Below are 14998 nucleotides of genomic sequence, written 5' to 3' on the forward strand. Positions count from 1 at the left end.
GGTCACGGAGCCTCCCGGGGAATCGTCGCGTGGACCCGGTAGCCGCCGCCCGGGCGGCCGCCGGCGTGCAGCGTACCGCCGTAGATCGAGAGCCGTTCGCGCAGACCGAGCAGGCCGTGGCCGCCGCCGGGTTCCGGTTCGGCCGTCAGCCGCGGCCGCCCGCCGGTGTCCGATACGTCCACCAGCAGCCGCTCGTGGCCGTACTCGACGGCGACGGAGACCCCGGCGCCCTCCGCGTGCTTCACCACATTGGTCAGAGCCTCCTGCACCACCCGGTACGCGGCGAGGTCGACTCCGGCGGACAGTGCGTACGGGACGCCCCGGACCTCCACCTCCACCGGCACCCCCGAGGAACGCACCCGGTCCGTCAGCTCCGCCAGCCGGTCGAGCCCCGGCTGCGGCGCGAGGTCCGCGTCGGCCGCCGGATCGGGACCCTCCGCGGCCATCGTCAGCAGCCCCATCACGTGCCGCAGCTCCGACATCGCCGTCCGCCCCGCCTCCTCCACCGCCCGTATCGCCTCCCGTGCCTGCTCCGGAGAGCCGTCGAGGACCATGCGCGCGGCACCCGCCTGGATCGTCATCATGCTGACGTTGTGGGTGACCACGTCGTGGAGCTCCCGGGCGATCCGGGCGCGCTCCGCCTCCACCGCCCGGCGCAGCGCCGCCTCCTGCTCGGCCCGCAGCGCCCGTGTCCGCTGTCGCCACAGATGGACGCCGTGCGTGGCCAGGGCCAGCGGGAGCAGGACGAGGACGAGCACGAGGCCGTCGTCCACCTCGGGCACCAGCGGCACGACGGCGTACAGCACCGCACCGGCCGCGAGCGAGACCAGGACGGACTTCCGGTGCGGGCTGTACATCGCCGCGCTGTACGCCGCGACGAGACCCGACACGAAGGTGACCTTCGTCGCGTCCGCCGAGACGTCGCCGAGGTGCAACAGGACCGCCGCCCCGGTCACCACCCAGTACACGGCGAGCGGGAACCGCCGGCGCAGCACCAGGGGCAGGGCCGTCAGCACCGCCGCCGCCATCTCCCAGGCCTCGACCGGCGGCAGCACGTACTCCACGGCGGGCACGGGACGGGGCGCGGTCGCCGGATTGCCCGGGACCGGGACCGCGGGAAGCGGTGGCAGCGAGGGCAGTTCGCCGTGTACCGGGGTCGGGACCGGGGCCGGGACCAGCGCCGGGGCCGGCAGGTCGGCCGGGTCGTCCCGCACCTCCACCCACGAGCGGTTGAGGTCGCCGATGACGGTCGCGACCGCGAGCGCCAGGGCGAGCAGCCCGTCGGCCGCCCACGCCCAGCGGGACAGCGGGGTCGGCGCCCCCGGGCTCCGTGGCCCGCGTACCCGCCCGATGAATGCCTCGTACCTGCTCACCGGGCCAGTGTGGCAAGGGCGGGGTGCGAGCGGATCACCCCAGGGACGCAGGTCCGCGGCCCGGAGGCGTACATCGCGGGGATGACGCCGCCACGCCTCCGCCGCGGGCGGTACGGATCTTCGGCACCGCGACCGACGCGCCCGCGGCCCGGCCGCTCCTAGCGTCGGGGCGTCCCCCTGCCGGCCCCTGAGCCCTGGAGCACCCGTGCCCGTGTCCGTCCCACCCCGCCGCCCGAAGGATCCGATGGAGCCGGGGGATCCGAGGGAGCCAATGGATCCGACAGACCTGATCGACCTGAGCGAGGTCGGCAGGACGTACGACGACGGAGCCGCCGCCCTCACCGGGCTGACCCTGCGGGTCCGGCGCGGCGAGGCGCTCGCCGTCCTCGGGCCCTCCGGCAGCGGCAAGTCGACCCTGCTCAACCTCCTCGCCGGACTGGACCGCCCCAGCAGCGGGCGGGTGACCGTGGACGGACTGCGCGTCGACCGGATGAGCGAGGCCGCGTGCGCGAAGTACCGGCGGAGCCGCATCGGCATGGTCTTCCAGTTCTTCAACCTCCTCGACGACCTGACCGTCCTCGACAACGTGCTGCTCCCGGCCCAACTGGCCGGCACCGACCGGGCAGGGGCGACCGCCAGGGCCGCCGAACTCCTCGACCGGCTGGGCATCGCCCGCCACGCCCGGGCCCACCCCGGCCGCCTCTCCGGAGGCGAGCGGCAGCGGGTGGCCGTCGCCCGCGCCCTGATGAACCGTCCGCCGCTGCTCCTCGCCGACGAGCCGACGGGCGCGCTGGACAGCGCGTCGGGCGCGGACGTCCGCGAGCTGCTGCGCGAGCTCAACGCCGAAGGACAGACCATCGTCCTCGTCACCCACGACCTGGCCCTGGCCGAGGCGTGCGCCACCCGCACGATCGAGCTGGTCGACGGCCGGATCGCCCGGGACGTCAGCGCGGTGACCCGATGAGCGGCGGTACGAGCGGTGCCGGTGCGGGTGGTGCGGGTGGTGCGGGCGGTGCCGGTGTCGGCGGTGTCGGGACGAATGCGGCTGCCCTCTCGGGCCGTGCTCGTGGCGGGGCCCTCGGCCGGGTCGTCCGTGCCGGGGTCGGCCGGCGCCGGACGCAGACCGCCGTGATGGTCCTGACGACGCTGCTCTCGGTCGCCGCGGCCGTCCTGGCCGTCGGCCTCCTCGTCGCCTCCGCCGCCCCCTTCGACCGGGCCTTCGCCCGCCAGCACGGGGCCCATCTGACCGTGGAGTTCGACGGTTCCGCCGTCACCGCCGACCGGCTGGCCGCCACGGCGCGGGCGCCCCGCGTGGCCGCGGCGGCCGGTCCCTTCGCCCTCGTCTCCGTACGCCTGCGCGGCGACGGGGACGTGCCGCCCGGCTTCGAACCGCCGCCCCTGACCGTGGTCGGCCGGTCCTCCGCCGACGCGCCGGTGGACGCGGTGAGCCTGTCCGAGGGCCGATGGGTCCGGACGGCCGGGGAGATCGTCCTGGAGGCGGGGGCCCGCCCGCCGGGTCTCGTCCTCGGCGACCGGATGACGGCCGGTACGACCGAACTCACCGTGGTCGGCATCGCCGCGACCGCCGGCGCGAGCGCCGACGCCTGGGTCGTACCCGACCAGCTCACGGCCCTCGCCGGGGCGCGATCCCCCGCGTACCAGATGCTCTACCGGCTCACCGGGGCCGACACCCGCGCCGAGGTCGCGGCGGGGCGGGAGGCCGTCGTCGCCGCCGTCCCCGCGGGCGCGGTCGCCGGGACCCAGTCGTACCTCGACGTCCGTGAGGCCGCCCAGGAGAACACGGCGGCCTTCGTCCCCTTCGTCGCCGCCTTCGCCCTCCTCGGTCTCGCGATGTCGATCCTCGTGATCTCCGTCGTGGTGAGCGGCGCCGTCAGCGCCGCGACCCGCCGGATCGGCATCCTGAAGTCCGTCGGCTTCACCCCGCTCCAGATCGGGCGGGCGTACGTCGCCCAGGCCCTGCTCCCGGGCTCGGTGGGGGCCGTGCTCGGCGTCGCCCTCGGCAACGTCCTCGCCGTGCCCCTCATGGCGGAGGTGGCGGAGGCGTACGGCACGGGCACGGAGCCGATTCCCCTCTGGGTGGACCTCGTGGTGCCCGCCGCCGCCCTCGCCGTCGTGGCCGTGACCGCCTTCGGCCCCGCGCTGAGGGCGGCCCGGCTCCCGACCGCGACGGCCCTGCGCGTCGGTCCGGCCGCCGGCGGCGCCCGGGGCCGCCGGATCCGCGGACTCCTCGGACGGCTGCCGCTGCCCCGCCCGGTCACCCTGGGGCTCGCCGCGCCCTTCGCCCGCCCCGCGCGCTCGGTGACGACGGCCGCTGCGGTGACGTTCGGCGCGCTCGCGGTGACCTTCGCGGTGGGGCTCGGCAGCACGCTCGTCGCCGTGAAGGCCGACGGGGATCCCGACCGGGGCGGCGACGTCACCGTCCGCACCGTGGCCCCGCCCGAGGGTTCCGGCGAGGGTCCGGGCACGGGTCCTGGCACGGGGATGCCGGGGAAGCCCGCCGACCCGGCGGCCGTGGCGGCGGCCACCGCCGCGCTCCCGGGGACCGGGTCCGTGTACCGGACCGCCCGCACGCAGATCGGCGTGGCCGGGCTCAAGGGCGGCGCGCCGCTGGTCGCGTACGAGGGGGACACGGCGGGGAGCCGCCACACGATGGTCACGGGCCGATGGTTCGGGGCCACCGGGGAGGCGGTCGCCGCGACGCGGTTCCTGCGCGCCACGGGCCTGCGGGTGGGGGAGTCGGTCGCCCTGTCCGAACAGGGGCGGACGGTTCGCGTCCGGATCGTCGGCGAGGTCTTCGACCTGGGCGACGGCGGCATGACCCTGCGGACGGCCGCCGCCTCCGTCGCCCCGCTCGACCCCCGGTACCTGCCGGGCGACTTCGCCGTCACCGTCACCCCCGGCACGGACCCCGCCGCGTACGCGGAGCGCCTGAACGCCGCCGTGTCCCCGCTCGGCGCACGGGCCGCCGTGACCGAGGAGGGCAAGTCGAGCGTGATCCGGGCCATGCAGGCACTGATCGTCATGCTCACGGTGATGCTGGTCGTGGTGGCCTGTCTGGGGGTGTTCAACACGGTGGTCCTCGACACCCGTGAGCGGGTCCGCGACCTGGGCGTCTGCAAGGCCCTGGGGATGACCCCGCGTCAGGCGGTGGCCCAGGTCCTCACCTCGGTCGGCGGCATCGGCCTGGTGGCGGGCGCGGTCGGCGTCCCGCTGGGCGTCGGGCTGCACCGTTGGGTGATGCCGGCGATGGGCCGCGCGGTCGGCACCACGATCCCGCCCGCCGACATCGACGTGTACGGGACGCCGCTGCTGGCGCTCCTCGCCGCCGCCGGCGTGGTGATCGCGACGGCCGGCGCGCTGCTCCCGGCGGGCTGGGCGGCCCGCACGAGCACGGCGCGCGCGCTGCGGGCGGAGTGACGTACTCCGAGGATGGTCCCCGAGACCGCTTCCGCGACTGCTTCTGCGGCCGGTCCCCGCGACCGCTTCCGTGACCGGACCCGTGACCGCTTCCGCGGCCGGTCCCGATGACCGCCGCGATACCGTCGCGGCATGTCTGAAGTCCGCTTGACCACGCCCTCCTTCCTCGTGCTCGGCATCATCGACAAGCTGGGCGAGGCCAGTCCGTACGACGTGAAGGTCGAGGCGGCGCGGACCGTGGCCCCGTTCTGGTCGATGCCCCACGCGCAGGTCTACGCCCAGTGCGACCGGCTCCTGGAGGCCGGTCTGCTGTCGGAGGTCCGTCAGCCCGGTGGCCGGAACCGGCGCCTGATGAAGCTGACGGAGGAGGGGGCGGCGGCCCTGCGCGGCTGGCTCGCCGACTCCTCCTTCGTCCCGGTCGAAGCGCGTGAACGCGGCATCCTCAAGCTGTGGTTCGGCGCGAGCCCGCGCGTCCACGCCCCGGTCCAGGTCGAGGAGCACCGGCGGACCCTCGGCGAGTACGAGGAACTGGCTGAGGGCGTGGGGGAGTTGCTGACGCGCGGGCAGCGCGAGGCGCTGGAGTTCGGTATCCGGTACGAGCGGATGATGGTCGATTTCTGGCAATGGGTCGAGTCCCGTGAGCCCTGACCCCTTCGTTGCCCGACTTTGTCGCCCGACTTTGTTACCGACCGGTTGACCCCGGTCGTCCCCCGCTCTACCTTCCTCCATAGTCCAGATAGGACTATCGCGCGTTCGGAGGGGGATCCGCCGTGGGGCGTCCGACAAGCACGAGACGAGGCAGGGCCGCCGCCCTCGCCGTCACGGTCGTCTGCCTGGCGTACGCGCCGATCGCGGCGACCGAACTCTGGCCCTACGCCAGCCCCGGGGCACCCGCCGTCGGCGAGTGGCTCCTCGGCCGGTCCGTCTCCCCGGAGTTCGTGGCCGAGGCCGTGCGCGACCGGATGGGACCGTACAGCCGCAGCCTCGCCCCGCTGATCCTGCACTCCGTCCTCGGCGGCCTGTTGATGCTGCTCGGCCCCGTACAGCTGCTCTCGGCGGTACGGCGACGGATCCGGCTGCACCGGATCGCCGGGACCGTCTTCGCCGTCACCGTGTACGTGTCGATGGCCGGCGCCGCCCTGTACCTCGTCCGCACCCCGCCGGAACAGGCGTTCAGCGGGGCCGCGTTCTGGATCGTCCTCGCCACGATCCTGATCGGCACCGTCGGCAGCGTGACCCTCGGCGTCCTCGCCGCCGTCCGCGGCCTCCCGGACCTGCATCAGCGCTGGATGCTGCTCTGCTACGGCTTCCTGATGACCGCGCCGCTGCTCCGCCTCGAATGGGGGTTCCTGCCCGCGCTCTATCCCGGGCTCTCCCTCCAGGACGTCAACCGCGTCGCGATCATGCACCTCGGGTCCCTCGTCTCCTTCGGCGCGCTGCTCGCGTCCCGCGCGCTCGACCGGCGCGGCACCGTCCCCGGTCTGACCGGAACGTGGTGCCCGCGGCCGGTCCTGGTCGCCGTCCACCTCGCGGGCGCCGCCGGACTGGCCTGGATCACGGTCGCCTTCCTCGACCAGGGGGCCGGCGGGCGCCGACTGCTCCTCGCCTACGCCGTGCCGTACGCCGTCACGTACGGCGTCATCGCGGTGCGGGCGGCACGCGCGGGCGCGCGGGGCGCGCACTGGGCGCGGGAGGAGTGGCGCCTGCACCTGGCGGCGCTGTGCCTGGCCCCCGCGTTCTCGGCGGTGGCGGTGCCCGTACTGGAGCGGACCATGGGCCTCGACCGGCTCACGGCCCTGATCGCGGGCGTCGGCATCGGCTGCGGCATGCTCGCCTACGCGGCCGTCACCGTGGTGAGCCTGCGCGTGCTGTACGCCCGTGAACTCCTCAAGCGGCAGCGGGCGTTCACGCCGCCGCCGCCGCCGCCGCCGCCCCCGTCCGGACGTGCGGAGGAGGCCCCGGACGCGCTGTCCGTCGCGGCCGCCACCGCCCCTGCCGTCGCCACTGCCACTGCCACGAAGGAAGGTGACCACTGATGGGCACCGCGGATGCGCCGGAGGTCCACGGTCACGGTGCGGGCGCGGCCGCCGCCCCGGTCGCCGCCCCGGTCGCCGGCCCGGCGGTCGACGGCAGGGAACTCTCGCCCGCCGTGGTGATCCTGAGCGGCGTCGTGGGCGGCATCAGCCTCACCGTGGGCGCCCTGCTCGCCGTCACGAGCCTGGCCGGCCACGTCGCGGGCGCCTGGGTGTCCCCGGCGGCGCTCAGCCCCGGTCTTCTCGGGGCCGCCATGGCGGGGGTCGCGCCCGCGCTGTTCACGCTCGGCCGGGCCCGCGTCTGGGAGGAGGCGCGGACCCTCGTCCTGCCGCTCGTGATCGTCCTCGTCGGCCTCTTCGCGGTGAGCCTGCTCAACGGCGGCTCCCTCCAGGCCGTCCACGGCGGCCCGCTGTTCCTCGCCCTGTTCAGCCTCGGCTGGGTCGCCACGCTCGGGCTGCTCGCGCTCGCCGCCGTCGTGTGCCTCGCCGCGCAGTACCGCAGGCCCGCCCCGTCGGCCGGGGCCGAGCGCCCGCGCGTCGCACCGCTGCCCGGCTGGTCGAAGCCGCTGCTCGCGGTCCTCGGCTCCGGATGGCTCGGCATCGGCGCGGGCCTGCTGGCCTTTCCCGCCTTCTGGGGGCCCCTCGTGCCGTGGACGGTGAACCGCGCCGACGCGCAGGGCCTCGGCGTGTGGGCCCTGGCGCTCGGCGTCGGCGTCCTCGGCTCCCTCGTCGAGGACGACCTGGCCCGTATCCGCCCCGCCCTCACGGCCGTCCCGGCGGTGGCCCTCGCGACCGCCGTCGTCCTCGCCGTCCACGCCCGGTCCGTCGACTGGACGTCGGGCCCCGGCATCTCGCTCCTCGCCCTCGTCACCGGCCTGCTCGCGACCGGAGTCTCGGGCCGCCGTCTCCTGGCGCAGGCGAACGCCGGCGGAGAAGGGGGATCCGACTCCGGCCGTGGACCGTGGTGGTCACGCGTCAGGCCGGGCCGGTGACGTACGCGTCCCTGGCGCCGGATCCCGGCGCCAGGATCAGGCCCGCGGTCGGCCGAAATCTTGTGGAGCCGCGGAGCCCGTGGGCGCGATCATGGCCGGATGACCCAGCACACGCAGCCCGTGGACGCCCTGATCGTCGTGGACGTGCAGTCCGCCTTCGTCGTCGGTGACGGGGCCGTGCCCGCGGCCGGCCGGCTCGTCGACCGGACGACGGACCTGATCGCCCGGGCGCGGAGGGACGGCGCGCTCGTCGTCCACCTCCAGAACGACGGGCAGCCCGGAGCGGAGGACGAACCCCACACACCGGGCTGGGAGCTCCACCATCCCGTCGAGCCGGGCCCCCGGGAGTTCGTGATCCGCAAGCCCCGGGACGACGGCTTCCACGAGACCCCGCTGGGCGGCGTGCTCACCGACGCGGGCGTCCGGTCCGTCGCCGTCTGCGGCGTGATGTCCGAGATGTGCGTACAGGCGACCGCCCGTACGGCCCTGGCGCGCGGCTACCGCGTCGTCGTGCCGTACGACGCCCACGCGACCCAGGACTGCCCGGCGGTCCCGGGCGTCAGCGAAGCCGTACCGGCCGCGACGGTCTCCCGGGTCGCGGCGTACGCCCTCGGGAGCGACGCGGAGGTCACCGTGCCCGCCGCCGACGTCACCTTCACGGCCCCGGGCGGCGCTCCCGACCTCCGGGAACCCTAGGAACAGGGCGGCCCGCGGCGGGCCGTCCGCCGCCCTATCCGCTCTGTGAGACGGACGATTGCACAATCCTGCAATTCGTTACATCCTGGTCCGGCCCCCACGCCCCCACGCCCCGTCACCACCGCCGCCGTACGACAGGGAAGACGACGCGCATGACCATCGAATGGCGTTACACGGTCCAGCAGGAGCTGGGCGTGCTGTCCCTGGCCGGGTTCCTCGGCGGCGATGCCCTCGGGCGATTCACCGGGGCCGTGGGCTGGGCGGTGGCGCGCGGTACGGGCCCCGTCGTCCTCGACCTGAGCCGGCTCCGCGGCTGGTCCGCGGGCGGGCAGCTCGCCGTCACCGAGGCGGCCCACCGGCTCCGGGCCGCGGGCCGGAGCCTGGAACTCGCCGCGATCCCCGCCGACGGCTCCCTCGCCCCCGCCGGCGAAGGCCCGGCCATCCCGGTCCACTGCGACCTGGACGCGGCGTTTGCCGCCCACCTCGACGCGGGCGCGGAACAGCGCGCCTGGCGCAGCGACGCCTGGCCGACCGAGTAGGTCCGGGGAGCAGCCCGAGCGAGCAGGCCCGGCCCGGCATTCCGTACGGCCCGACTCCGCGGATCGGTAGATCGCGCGTCCGGGAAGGCGCGAGGATGGGGGCATGGTGCAACGTGCTGGTGCGACGCGCGACGGCGGGGTGGGTGCGATGTCGCCTCCGCTCTACCAGTTGAAGGCGGAGTTCTTCAAAACGCTGGGACACCCCGTCCGGATCCGTGTCCTGGAGCTGCTCAGCGAACGCGAACACGCGGTCTCCGAGATGCTGCGCGACACCGGCGTCGAAGCGGCGTACCTCTCCCAGCAGTTGGCCGTGCTGCGCCGGGCGAACCTCGTCGTCGCCCGGCGCGAGGGCGTGGCCGTGTACTACACGCTGACCAGCCCGCAGGTGGCGGAACTGCTGCTGGTGGCACGCTCGATCCTGTCCGGCGTCCTCGCGGGACAGGCGGAACTGCTCGCCGACCTCCGGTCGGGCCCGCCAGTCACCCGGTCCGCCACCCCGTAGGGCTCACTCCCCGGGCTTCGCCTCCACCTCCGCCGCCGGATCCGGCTGGATGCCCGCGAGCAGATTGAAGGCCCCGGTCAGCAGGTTGAGCGTGACCACCCCGACCACCTCCGCGATCACCCGGTTGCTCCAGCCGTGCGCCCGTACCTCGGCGACGTCGTCGTCGGACAGGGAGCCCGGCTCGGCGAGGACCCGGAGCGCGAGGCCGATGAGCGCGGCCTCGCGCGGATCGGTCGACGTGCCCTGGCGGGCCAGGGTGATGTCGGTCTCGCTCAGCCCCGCCGCGCGCCCGGCCGAGACGTGGGCCTCGCGGCAGGTGCCGCAGCCGATCCACTCCTGCACGGCGAGCGACAGCTTCTCGCTGAGGGCGCGGGGGATCTTCACCCGCTTCATGGCCCGGGACAGGCTCAGGTAGCCGTCGAGCAGCGCCGGCGAATGCGCCATGGTCGACACCATCTCGCCGACCGTACCGTGCCGTTCGACGATGTCGGTCAGTAACTCGCCCGCGCGGCCCGGCGCTTGCTCGGGGGTGAGTGCGGTCAGTCTTCTCGTGGTCACGGAGCCTCCTCGTTATACCCGTGGGGGGTATAACTTCCCGGGGGTCAGTGGGGTCAGTGGGGTCAGTGGGGTCGGGTCAGTGGGGTCAGGACAGGGTCAGGCGGGACGGGCCGTGGAACACCCAGTCGGGGGCGTACTCCACCTCGACCCCCGGCCGGGCTCCGGGCGCGAGCGCCGGAAGCCGGTCGAGGAGGACGCCGAGACCGATCTCGGCCTCCGCGCGCGCGAGCGCCGCCCCGCGCAGTAGTGGATGCCCAGGCCGAAGGCGCAGTGGCGGCCGCTGTCGCGGTGGATGTCGAGGACCTCGGGGTCCGGGAAGCGGTCCGGGTCCCGGTGGGCCGAGCCCAGGACCAACTGGAGGCGGTCGCCCCGGCGGACGGTCCGGCCCGCCAGTTCCGTGTCCCGGTGCGCCCACCGCGTCACCATCTGCACCGGCGGGTCGTGGCGCAGGAACTCGTCCACGGCGTTCGGCAACAGCCCCGGATCGGCCCGGAGTTCGTTCCCCACCTCCGGGCGCGCCAGCAGCGCGAGCACCGCCTTGCCGATCAGTCCCGTCGTCGTCTCGTGCCCGGCGGTCAGCAGGTGCGTACAGGTCGCCGCCAGCTCCGACCCGCTCAGGGACGGGTCCTCGGTCCCCGCCCGCGCCAGCGCCGAGAGGAGATCCCCGCGGTCCTCGCCGCGCCGGGCCTCCAGCTCCCGGTGGAAGTACCCGTCCAGCTCCGCCGCCGCCCGCTCGGCCCCGTCCAGCGAGGCCGGCGTCCGGTCGCCCCGGGTCCCGCCCGCCTGCTGCAACGCCAGCGCCTGCTCGCGGAACCACGGCCACCGCTCGGCCTCCACCCCGAGCAGCCCGCCGATGACCAGCAGGGGGTACGGAGCGGCGAAGCCTTCGACGAGCTCCACCACCGGCCGCCGCGCGAGCGGCGCGACGAGCTCCTCCGCGATCTCCCGTACGCGCGGACGCATCGCCGCCACGGCTGCGGCCCCGAGCGGCGGCGTCACCCGCGCCCGTAACCGCGTGTGCCGGGGCGGGTCGAGGAAGACGAGCCAGTTCTCGACGACCCGCCGCAGCGTGACGTATCCGTCCGGCACCGGCGCCGAGCGCGCCGTCAGCGGGGACGTCCTGGCGAAGCTCCGCCCCGCCAGGACGTGCGCCACCTCCGCGTGCCCGAAGAGGTACCAGGTCGTGGGCGCCGCCCCGCCGTGCCCGTCCGGACCGCCGCGTACGGCGTGCACCGGGTCCGTCTCCCGGTAGCGCCGGTAGACCGGGTACGGGTCGGCCAGGTCGAGCCGCGCCGGGTCGAAGGGCTCCGGGGGCTCCGGCGGCCCGCCCGCGCCCGTACGGATCCCGCCCGTGCGCCCGCTCATCCGCCCGCCCCGCGCACCAGATCCGCGACCCGCAGCGGATCGGCCGGCAGGGCGGCCCCGCGCCACGCCACGTGCCCGTCAGGGCGGACCAGGACGAACGGCCGCTCGTACCGCCGCGCCACCTCCGGGTCGCGGCAGTGCCGTACGCGGAGCGGGACCCGGCGATCGGCGAAGGCGCGGACGAGACCGTCGGGAGTACCGCAGCCGTCCCCGCCGACCCTTCCCTCCCCGCCGTCCCCGCCGACTCCTCCATCCACGCCGTCCCCGAAGCAGAGCAGGACGAACTCCCCGCCGAACAGGTCGAGCGTCGACCGGCCCGGTCCGAGCCACGCGTGGGGAGCCCGTACCCCGGGAAGCGTCGTACGGTTCCAGACCGGCCCGTCGGACCCGTCGGACCCGTCGGACGCACCGGACCCCTCGCGCCCGTCGGACCCTTCGCGCCCGTCGGATCCGTCCACGTCGCGCGCCGGACCCGTCCCGCCCTTCTCGTCCGCGATCGCCCGCGAGGCGTACCGGTACGCGAAGTGCAGGTCGGGCGCGTCGAATTCCCTGAACGGATCGGATTCCGCGATCTCCCTGCCCAGTGCGGCGCGGGCCCGCTCGCCCTCCTCCGTCCCGTCGCGCAGCGCCGCGGAGAGCCGCCGGTCGACGGTCCGGCGCAGGTTGCGGTGGCTCTCCTCCAGGCTGCCGACGGCGACCGGCCGCCGTTCGCTCTCGTACGTGTCGAGCAGCCCCGCTCCCGCCCAGCCCGCCAGCTCCGCCGCCAGCTTCCACCCCAGGTCGGCGGCGTCGCCCACGCCCGTCGCGAGACCGAGCCCGCCCGAGGGCGACAGCGTGTGCGCCGCGTCCCCGGCGAGGAAGACCCGGCCGTCGCGGTACCGCGAGGCCACCCGGTGCGTCAGGTGCCAGGTGGTGTCCGACACCACCTCCACCGGTACGTCCAGCGCCATCGCCCGCCGCACGACCCGCTCGGCGTCGGCGGGCCCGGCCGGACACGTCAGCCGGTACAGCCCCCGGCCGTCCATCGCCCGCAGCGGATAGCGCAGCCCGCCGGGCTCCGTGACGAAGTGGACGAGCGCCGCGCCCGGCCCGAGCCCGGCCCCGAGCCCGGGGGCCCGGAAGAGGATGTTGCGCAGGGTGCGGGTCCGGTGCCGCTCGGGCGCGTCGATCCCGCAGGCCTTGCGCACGGGGGAGGAGGCCCCGTCGCAGCCCATTCCAGCTCCACCCCGTGACGCAGAAGCGTCTCGCCGACGCCCAGGGCGTCGAGCGCCTCCCTGGCCCGCGCCCACAGCACCAGGGCCCGGGCCTCGCGCTTGGTCGCGGGCGCCTTGTCGACGATCCGGACGCGGAGCCCGAGCCGGCGCAGGCCGATGGCCAGGGTGAGGCCGACGGGGCCCGCCCCGACCACGCACACGTCCACGTCGCCGGCCGGGCCCTCGTCGCCGGCCGTTGTGCCGCCTCCTTCGCCTGCTCCTCCGCCGGCTCCTGTGCCGCCTCCTTCGCCGGCCCTGTCCCCGCCGACGTCTCCGCCCCTGCCTGTGTCCAACCGGTCCACCCCCGCTCGCCGCTCACCGTTCCCGGTGTTCAGCGTGCTCGCGGAAGATCACCTTCAACAGGGCGTGTACGGGGGCGCTGGGATCACTGCGACCTGGGGGTATGACGACCTGTGCATCATCTGTTCCGTTTGAGTGACGAGCAGTGGAATCCGGCCGTCCGCACCCCTCCGGTGCCGTGGTCCGCCCGTGGAGAGCCGCCGCGACCTGGCCTGATCGAGACCTCTGGGCGCGGGGGCGACCTGCCCGAGTTGACAGAAGGACGCCTCTCGGGCCCGGGCGCGTGGCCAGTTCTGGCCAGGCGTCACCCCGCCGCCGCGCGCTCCGCGCACTCCAGGAGCGTGGGAAGGGCCGCCGCCAAGGCCGCGGTCCCGTGGGCGTAGGGCAGTCGGAGCCGGTCCCGGAAGCCGTCCACCGGGGAGAAGGCCGAGCCAGGGACGACCGAGACGCCACGGCGCCGCGCCAGCTGGGCGAGGGTCTCGGTGTCGGTGCCCGGGACGCGCACCCAGAGGGCGGCGCCGCCCGCCGGCCGGGTCCACTCCCAGTGCGGAGCCCCGGAGCGCAGCAGCGCCTCGGCCGTGTCCCGCTGGGCCCGCAGCTCGGCCCTGCGCCGGGCCCGGGCCTCGGGCAACCGGTCGAGGAGCCGGACGGCCACCAGCTGGTCCATGACCGAGCAGGACAGGTCGACCGAGGTCTTGATCTTCGCGAGCCGGGCCACCACCTGGGGGGAGGAACGGACCCAACCCACCCGCAGACCGCCCCAAAAGAGCTTCGAGAGCGTGCCCACGGTCACCGTCGACGCCATGGGGAGCCCGGCCACCAGAGGCGCCGGAGCGCCGGCCCCGGCCGACTCCCCGTATCCGTCTCGGCCTCTGTCCCCGCTGCCGTGCCCGCCGTTGTCCCCGCCGCCGCGCCCGACGGTGCCGCCCTCGTCCTCGTCCCCGTCCCCGAGGGCGAGTTCCGCACAGGCCGTGTCCTCGACCGTGAACAGCTCCAGGTCCTCAAGGACCCGCCGCCACTCCCGGCGCGCCGCGCCGTCCAGCGTCCGCCCCGTCGGGTTGTGCACGGTCGGCTGGAGGTACACCAGCCGGGGCCTGCCGTGGGCGCTCAGCCGCCGCACCGCCGCCGCACCGGAACCGTCGCCCCCGTCGGCGCCCTCCGTGCCGACCGGTACCAGCCGGGCGCCCCGCGCCCGCAGCGCCTCCAGGGCACCCCGGTACGTCGGGTCCTCCACGACGACCGTGTCGCCCGGCTCCACCAGCGCCTGCGCCACGAGCCACACCGCCTGCTGCGAACCCGCGGTCACCAGGATCTCCGCGGCCTCCGTCGGCACGCCGGCCGCCCGGTAGTACGCGGCGATGCCCTCCCGCAACGCCGGGATGCCGTACGGGTGGTAGCCGTCGGCCACGAGCAGCCCGCCGAGGTCGCCGGAGGTCAGTGCCCCCACCGCCTCGCCGACCGCGCCGAGCCCCGGGAGCGCCCCGCTCGACAGGTCCGCGACGTCCGCCGTGCCCGTGCCCGTACGGGCGTCGAAGCTCACGAGCCGGCCCTCGGCGACGTACCGGTCGAGCGCCCCCGAGCCCCGCAGCCGCGAGCCGCTGCCGCGCACGCTCTCCAGCCACCCCTCGGCCTCCAGGAGGCCGTACGCGGAGGTGACCGTGGACCGGCTGACGGCCAGGACGAGCGCCAGTTCGCGCTGCGAGGGCAGCACGGTCCCCGCCGGTACGTCGCCGCGCTCGGCCAGCTCCCGCAGCGCGTCCGCCAGTCGGCGTGGCAGGGGCCCCGGTCCCTCCGAGGACCAGCCGGTGAGAAGTCGGGACAAACGGGTCGAAGCAATCCTGGCCATGGCTCCCATAGTGCGCCACGACGCAGGCCAATACGCCCGGAGTGGTCGTTGTCGCCGCAGGTGGCGCGACGGAGGATCGACGAGAACGGGACCGGACCGCGGT

Annotated in this window: 13 protein-coding genes and 1 pseudogene; 8 read left to right on the top strand and 6 right to left on the bottom strand. The window is 75.5% G+C overall.

Annotated features, from left to right (window positions below; translation table 11 throughout):
• Positions 1–2: 2 nt before the first annotated feature.
• Positions 3–1373, bottom strand: coding sequence for a sensor histidine kinase (locus ACZ6K0_RS27165; RefSeq protein ID WP_469232440.1), 1371 nt, complete (start codon positions 1371–1373; stop codon positions 3–5).
• Between the two features lie 271 nt (positions 1374–1644).
• Between ACZ6K0_RS27165 and ACZ6K0_RS27170 the strand changes: the two genes are divergently transcribed.
• The 8 genes from ACZ6K0_RS27170 to ACZ6K0_RS27205 all read left to right on the top strand — a co-directional run bounded on the left by ACZ6K0_RS27170 (position 1645) and on the right by ACZ6K0_RS27205 (position 9573).
• On the top strand, positions 1645–2337 hold the full coding sequence (locus tag ACZ6K0_RS27170) for an ABC transporter ATP-binding protein (protein ID WP_376396706.1): 693 nt from the start codon (positions 1645–1647) through the stop codon (positions 2335–2337).
• Positions 2334–4811 (top strand): ABC transporter permease, encoded by a 2478-nt coding sequence (locus ACZ6K0_RS27175; protein WP_469232437.1) that lies wholly within the window; start codon positions 2334–2336, stop codon positions 4809–4811. Before ACZ6K0_RS27170 ends, ACZ6K0_RS27175 begins: the two co-directional genes overlap by 4 nt.
• A 132-nt stretch (positions 4812–4943) precedes the next feature.
• Positions 4944–5459 (top strand): PadR family transcriptional regulator, encoded by a 516-nt coding sequence (locus ACZ6K0_RS27180; protein WP_376396700.1) that lies wholly within the window; start codon positions 4944–4946, stop codon positions 5457–5459.
• Positions 5460–5581: 122 nt separating this feature from the next.
• On the top strand, positions 5582–6847 hold the full coding sequence (locus ACZ6K0_RS27185; RefSeq protein ID WP_469232435.1) for a DUF2306 domain-containing protein: 1266 nt from the start codon (positions 5582–5584) through the stop codon (positions 6845–6847).
• On the top strand, positions 6847–7836 hold the full coding sequence (locus tag ACZ6K0_RS27190) for a hypothetical protein (protein ID WP_469232433.1): 990 nt from the start codon (positions 6847–6849) through the stop codon (positions 7834–7836). Before ACZ6K0_RS27185 ends, ACZ6K0_RS27190 begins: the two co-directional genes overlap by 1 nt.
• A 99-nt stretch (positions 7837–7935) precedes the next feature.
• Entirely contained in the window at positions 7936–8532 is a 597-nt protein-coding gene (locus ACZ6K0_RS27195; RefSeq protein WP_469232431.1) for an isochorismatase family protein, read from the top strand.
• 152 nt (positions 8533–8684) lie between these two features.
• On the top strand, positions 8685–9071 hold the full coding sequence (locus tag ACZ6K0_RS27200; protein ID WP_376396688.1) for an STAS domain-containing protein: 387 nt from the start codon (positions 8685–8687) through the stop codon (positions 9069–9071).
• A 148-nt stretch (positions 9072–9219) separates the two neighbouring features.
• The gene (locus ACZ6K0_RS27205) at positions 9220–9573 is read left to right on the top strand and encodes an ArsR/SmtB family transcription factor (protein ID WP_469232671.1); all 354 of its coding nucleotides are present in this window, start codon (positions 9220–9222) and stop codon (positions 9571–9573) included.
• 3 nt (positions 9574–9576) lie between these two features.
• Here the strand turns inward: ACZ6K0_RS27205 and ACZ6K0_RS27210 are convergent, their stop codons facing one another.
• From ACZ6K0_RS27210 to ACZ6K0_RS27230, 5 genes and pseudogenes are all read right to left on the bottom strand, one after another.
• Positions 9577–10131, bottom strand: coding sequence for a carboxymuconolactone decarboxylase family protein (locus ACZ6K0_RS27210; protein WP_469232429.1), 555 nt, complete (start codon positions 10129–10131; stop codon positions 9577–9579).
• Positions 10132–10227: 96 nt separating this feature from the next.
• Positions 10228–11496 carry a cytochrome P450 gene (locus tag ACZ6K0_RS27215; RefSeq protein ID WP_469232427.1) on the bottom strand — a complete coding sequence of 423 codons (1269 nt, stop codon included), beginning with the start codon at positions 11494–11496 and terminating at the stop codon, positions 10228–10230.
• Entirely contained in the window at positions 11493–12710 is a 1218-nt protein-coding gene (locus tag ACZ6K0_RS27220; RefSeq protein ID WP_469232425.1) for an FAD-dependent monooxygenase, read from the bottom strand. Before ACZ6K0_RS27220 ends, ACZ6K0_RS27215 begins: the two co-directional genes overlap by 4 nt.
• Positions 12711–12760: 50 nt before the next feature.
• Positions 12761–13051 (bottom strand): annotated as a pseudogene (locus ACZ6K0_RS27225) (FAD-dependent oxidoreductase); the annotation flags it as partial.
• A gap of 302 nt (positions 13052–13353) precedes the next feature.
• On the bottom strand, positions 13354–14895 hold the full coding sequence (locus tag ACZ6K0_RS27230; protein ID WP_376396671.1) for an aminotransferase-like domain-containing protein: 1542 nt from the start codon (positions 14893–14895) through the stop codon (positions 13354–13356).
• Positions 14896–14998 lie beyond the last annotated feature (103 nt).

It is taken from the genome of Streptomyces sp. NPDC042346 (genome assembly GCF_055581845.1).

Bases quoted from the DNA above. Each gene is read 5' to 3' on its own strand.
- ACZ6K0_RS27215 (WP_469232427.1), bottom strand. From the start codon at position 11,496: ATGAGCGGGCGCACGGGCGGGATCCGTACGGGCGCGGGCGGGCCGCCG.
- ACZ6K0_RS27220 (WP_469232425.1), bottom strand. From the start codon at position 12,710: ATGGGCTGCGACGGGGCCTCCTCCCCCGTGCGCAAGGCCTGCGGGATC.
- ACZ6K0_RS27175 (WP_469232437.1), top strand. From the start codon at position 2,334: ATGAGCGGCGGTACGAGCGGTGCCGGTGCGGGTGGTGCGGGTGGTGCG.
- ACZ6K0_RS27195 (WP_469232431.1), top strand. From the start codon at position 7,936: ATGACCCAGCACACGCAGCCCGTGGACGCCCTGATCGTCGTGGACGTG.
- ACZ6K0_RS27230 (WP_376396671.1), bottom strand. From the start codon at position 14,895: ATGGCCAGGATTGCTTCGACCCGTTTGTCCCGACTTCTCACCGGCTGG.
- ACZ6K0_RS27190 (WP_469232433.1), top strand. From the start codon at position 6,847: ATGGGCACCGCGGATGCGCCGGAGGTCCACGGTCACGGTGCGGGCGCG.
- ACZ6K0_RS27200 (WP_376396688.1), top strand. From the start codon at position 8,685: ATGACCATCGAATGGCGTTACACGGTCCAGCAGGAGCTGGGCGTGCTG.
- ACZ6K0_RS27205 (WP_469232671.1), top strand. From the start codon at position 9,220: ATGTCGCCTCCGCTCTACCAGTTGAAGGCGGAGTTCTTCAAAACGCTG.
- ACZ6K0_RS27170 (WP_376396706.1), top strand. From the start codon at position 1,645: ATGGATCCGACAGACCTGATCGACCTGAGCGAGGTCGGCAGGACGTAC.
- ACZ6K0_RS27180 (WP_376396700.1), top strand. From the start codon at position 4,944: ATGTCTGAAGTCCGCTTGACCACGCCCTCCTTCCTCGTGCTCGGCATC.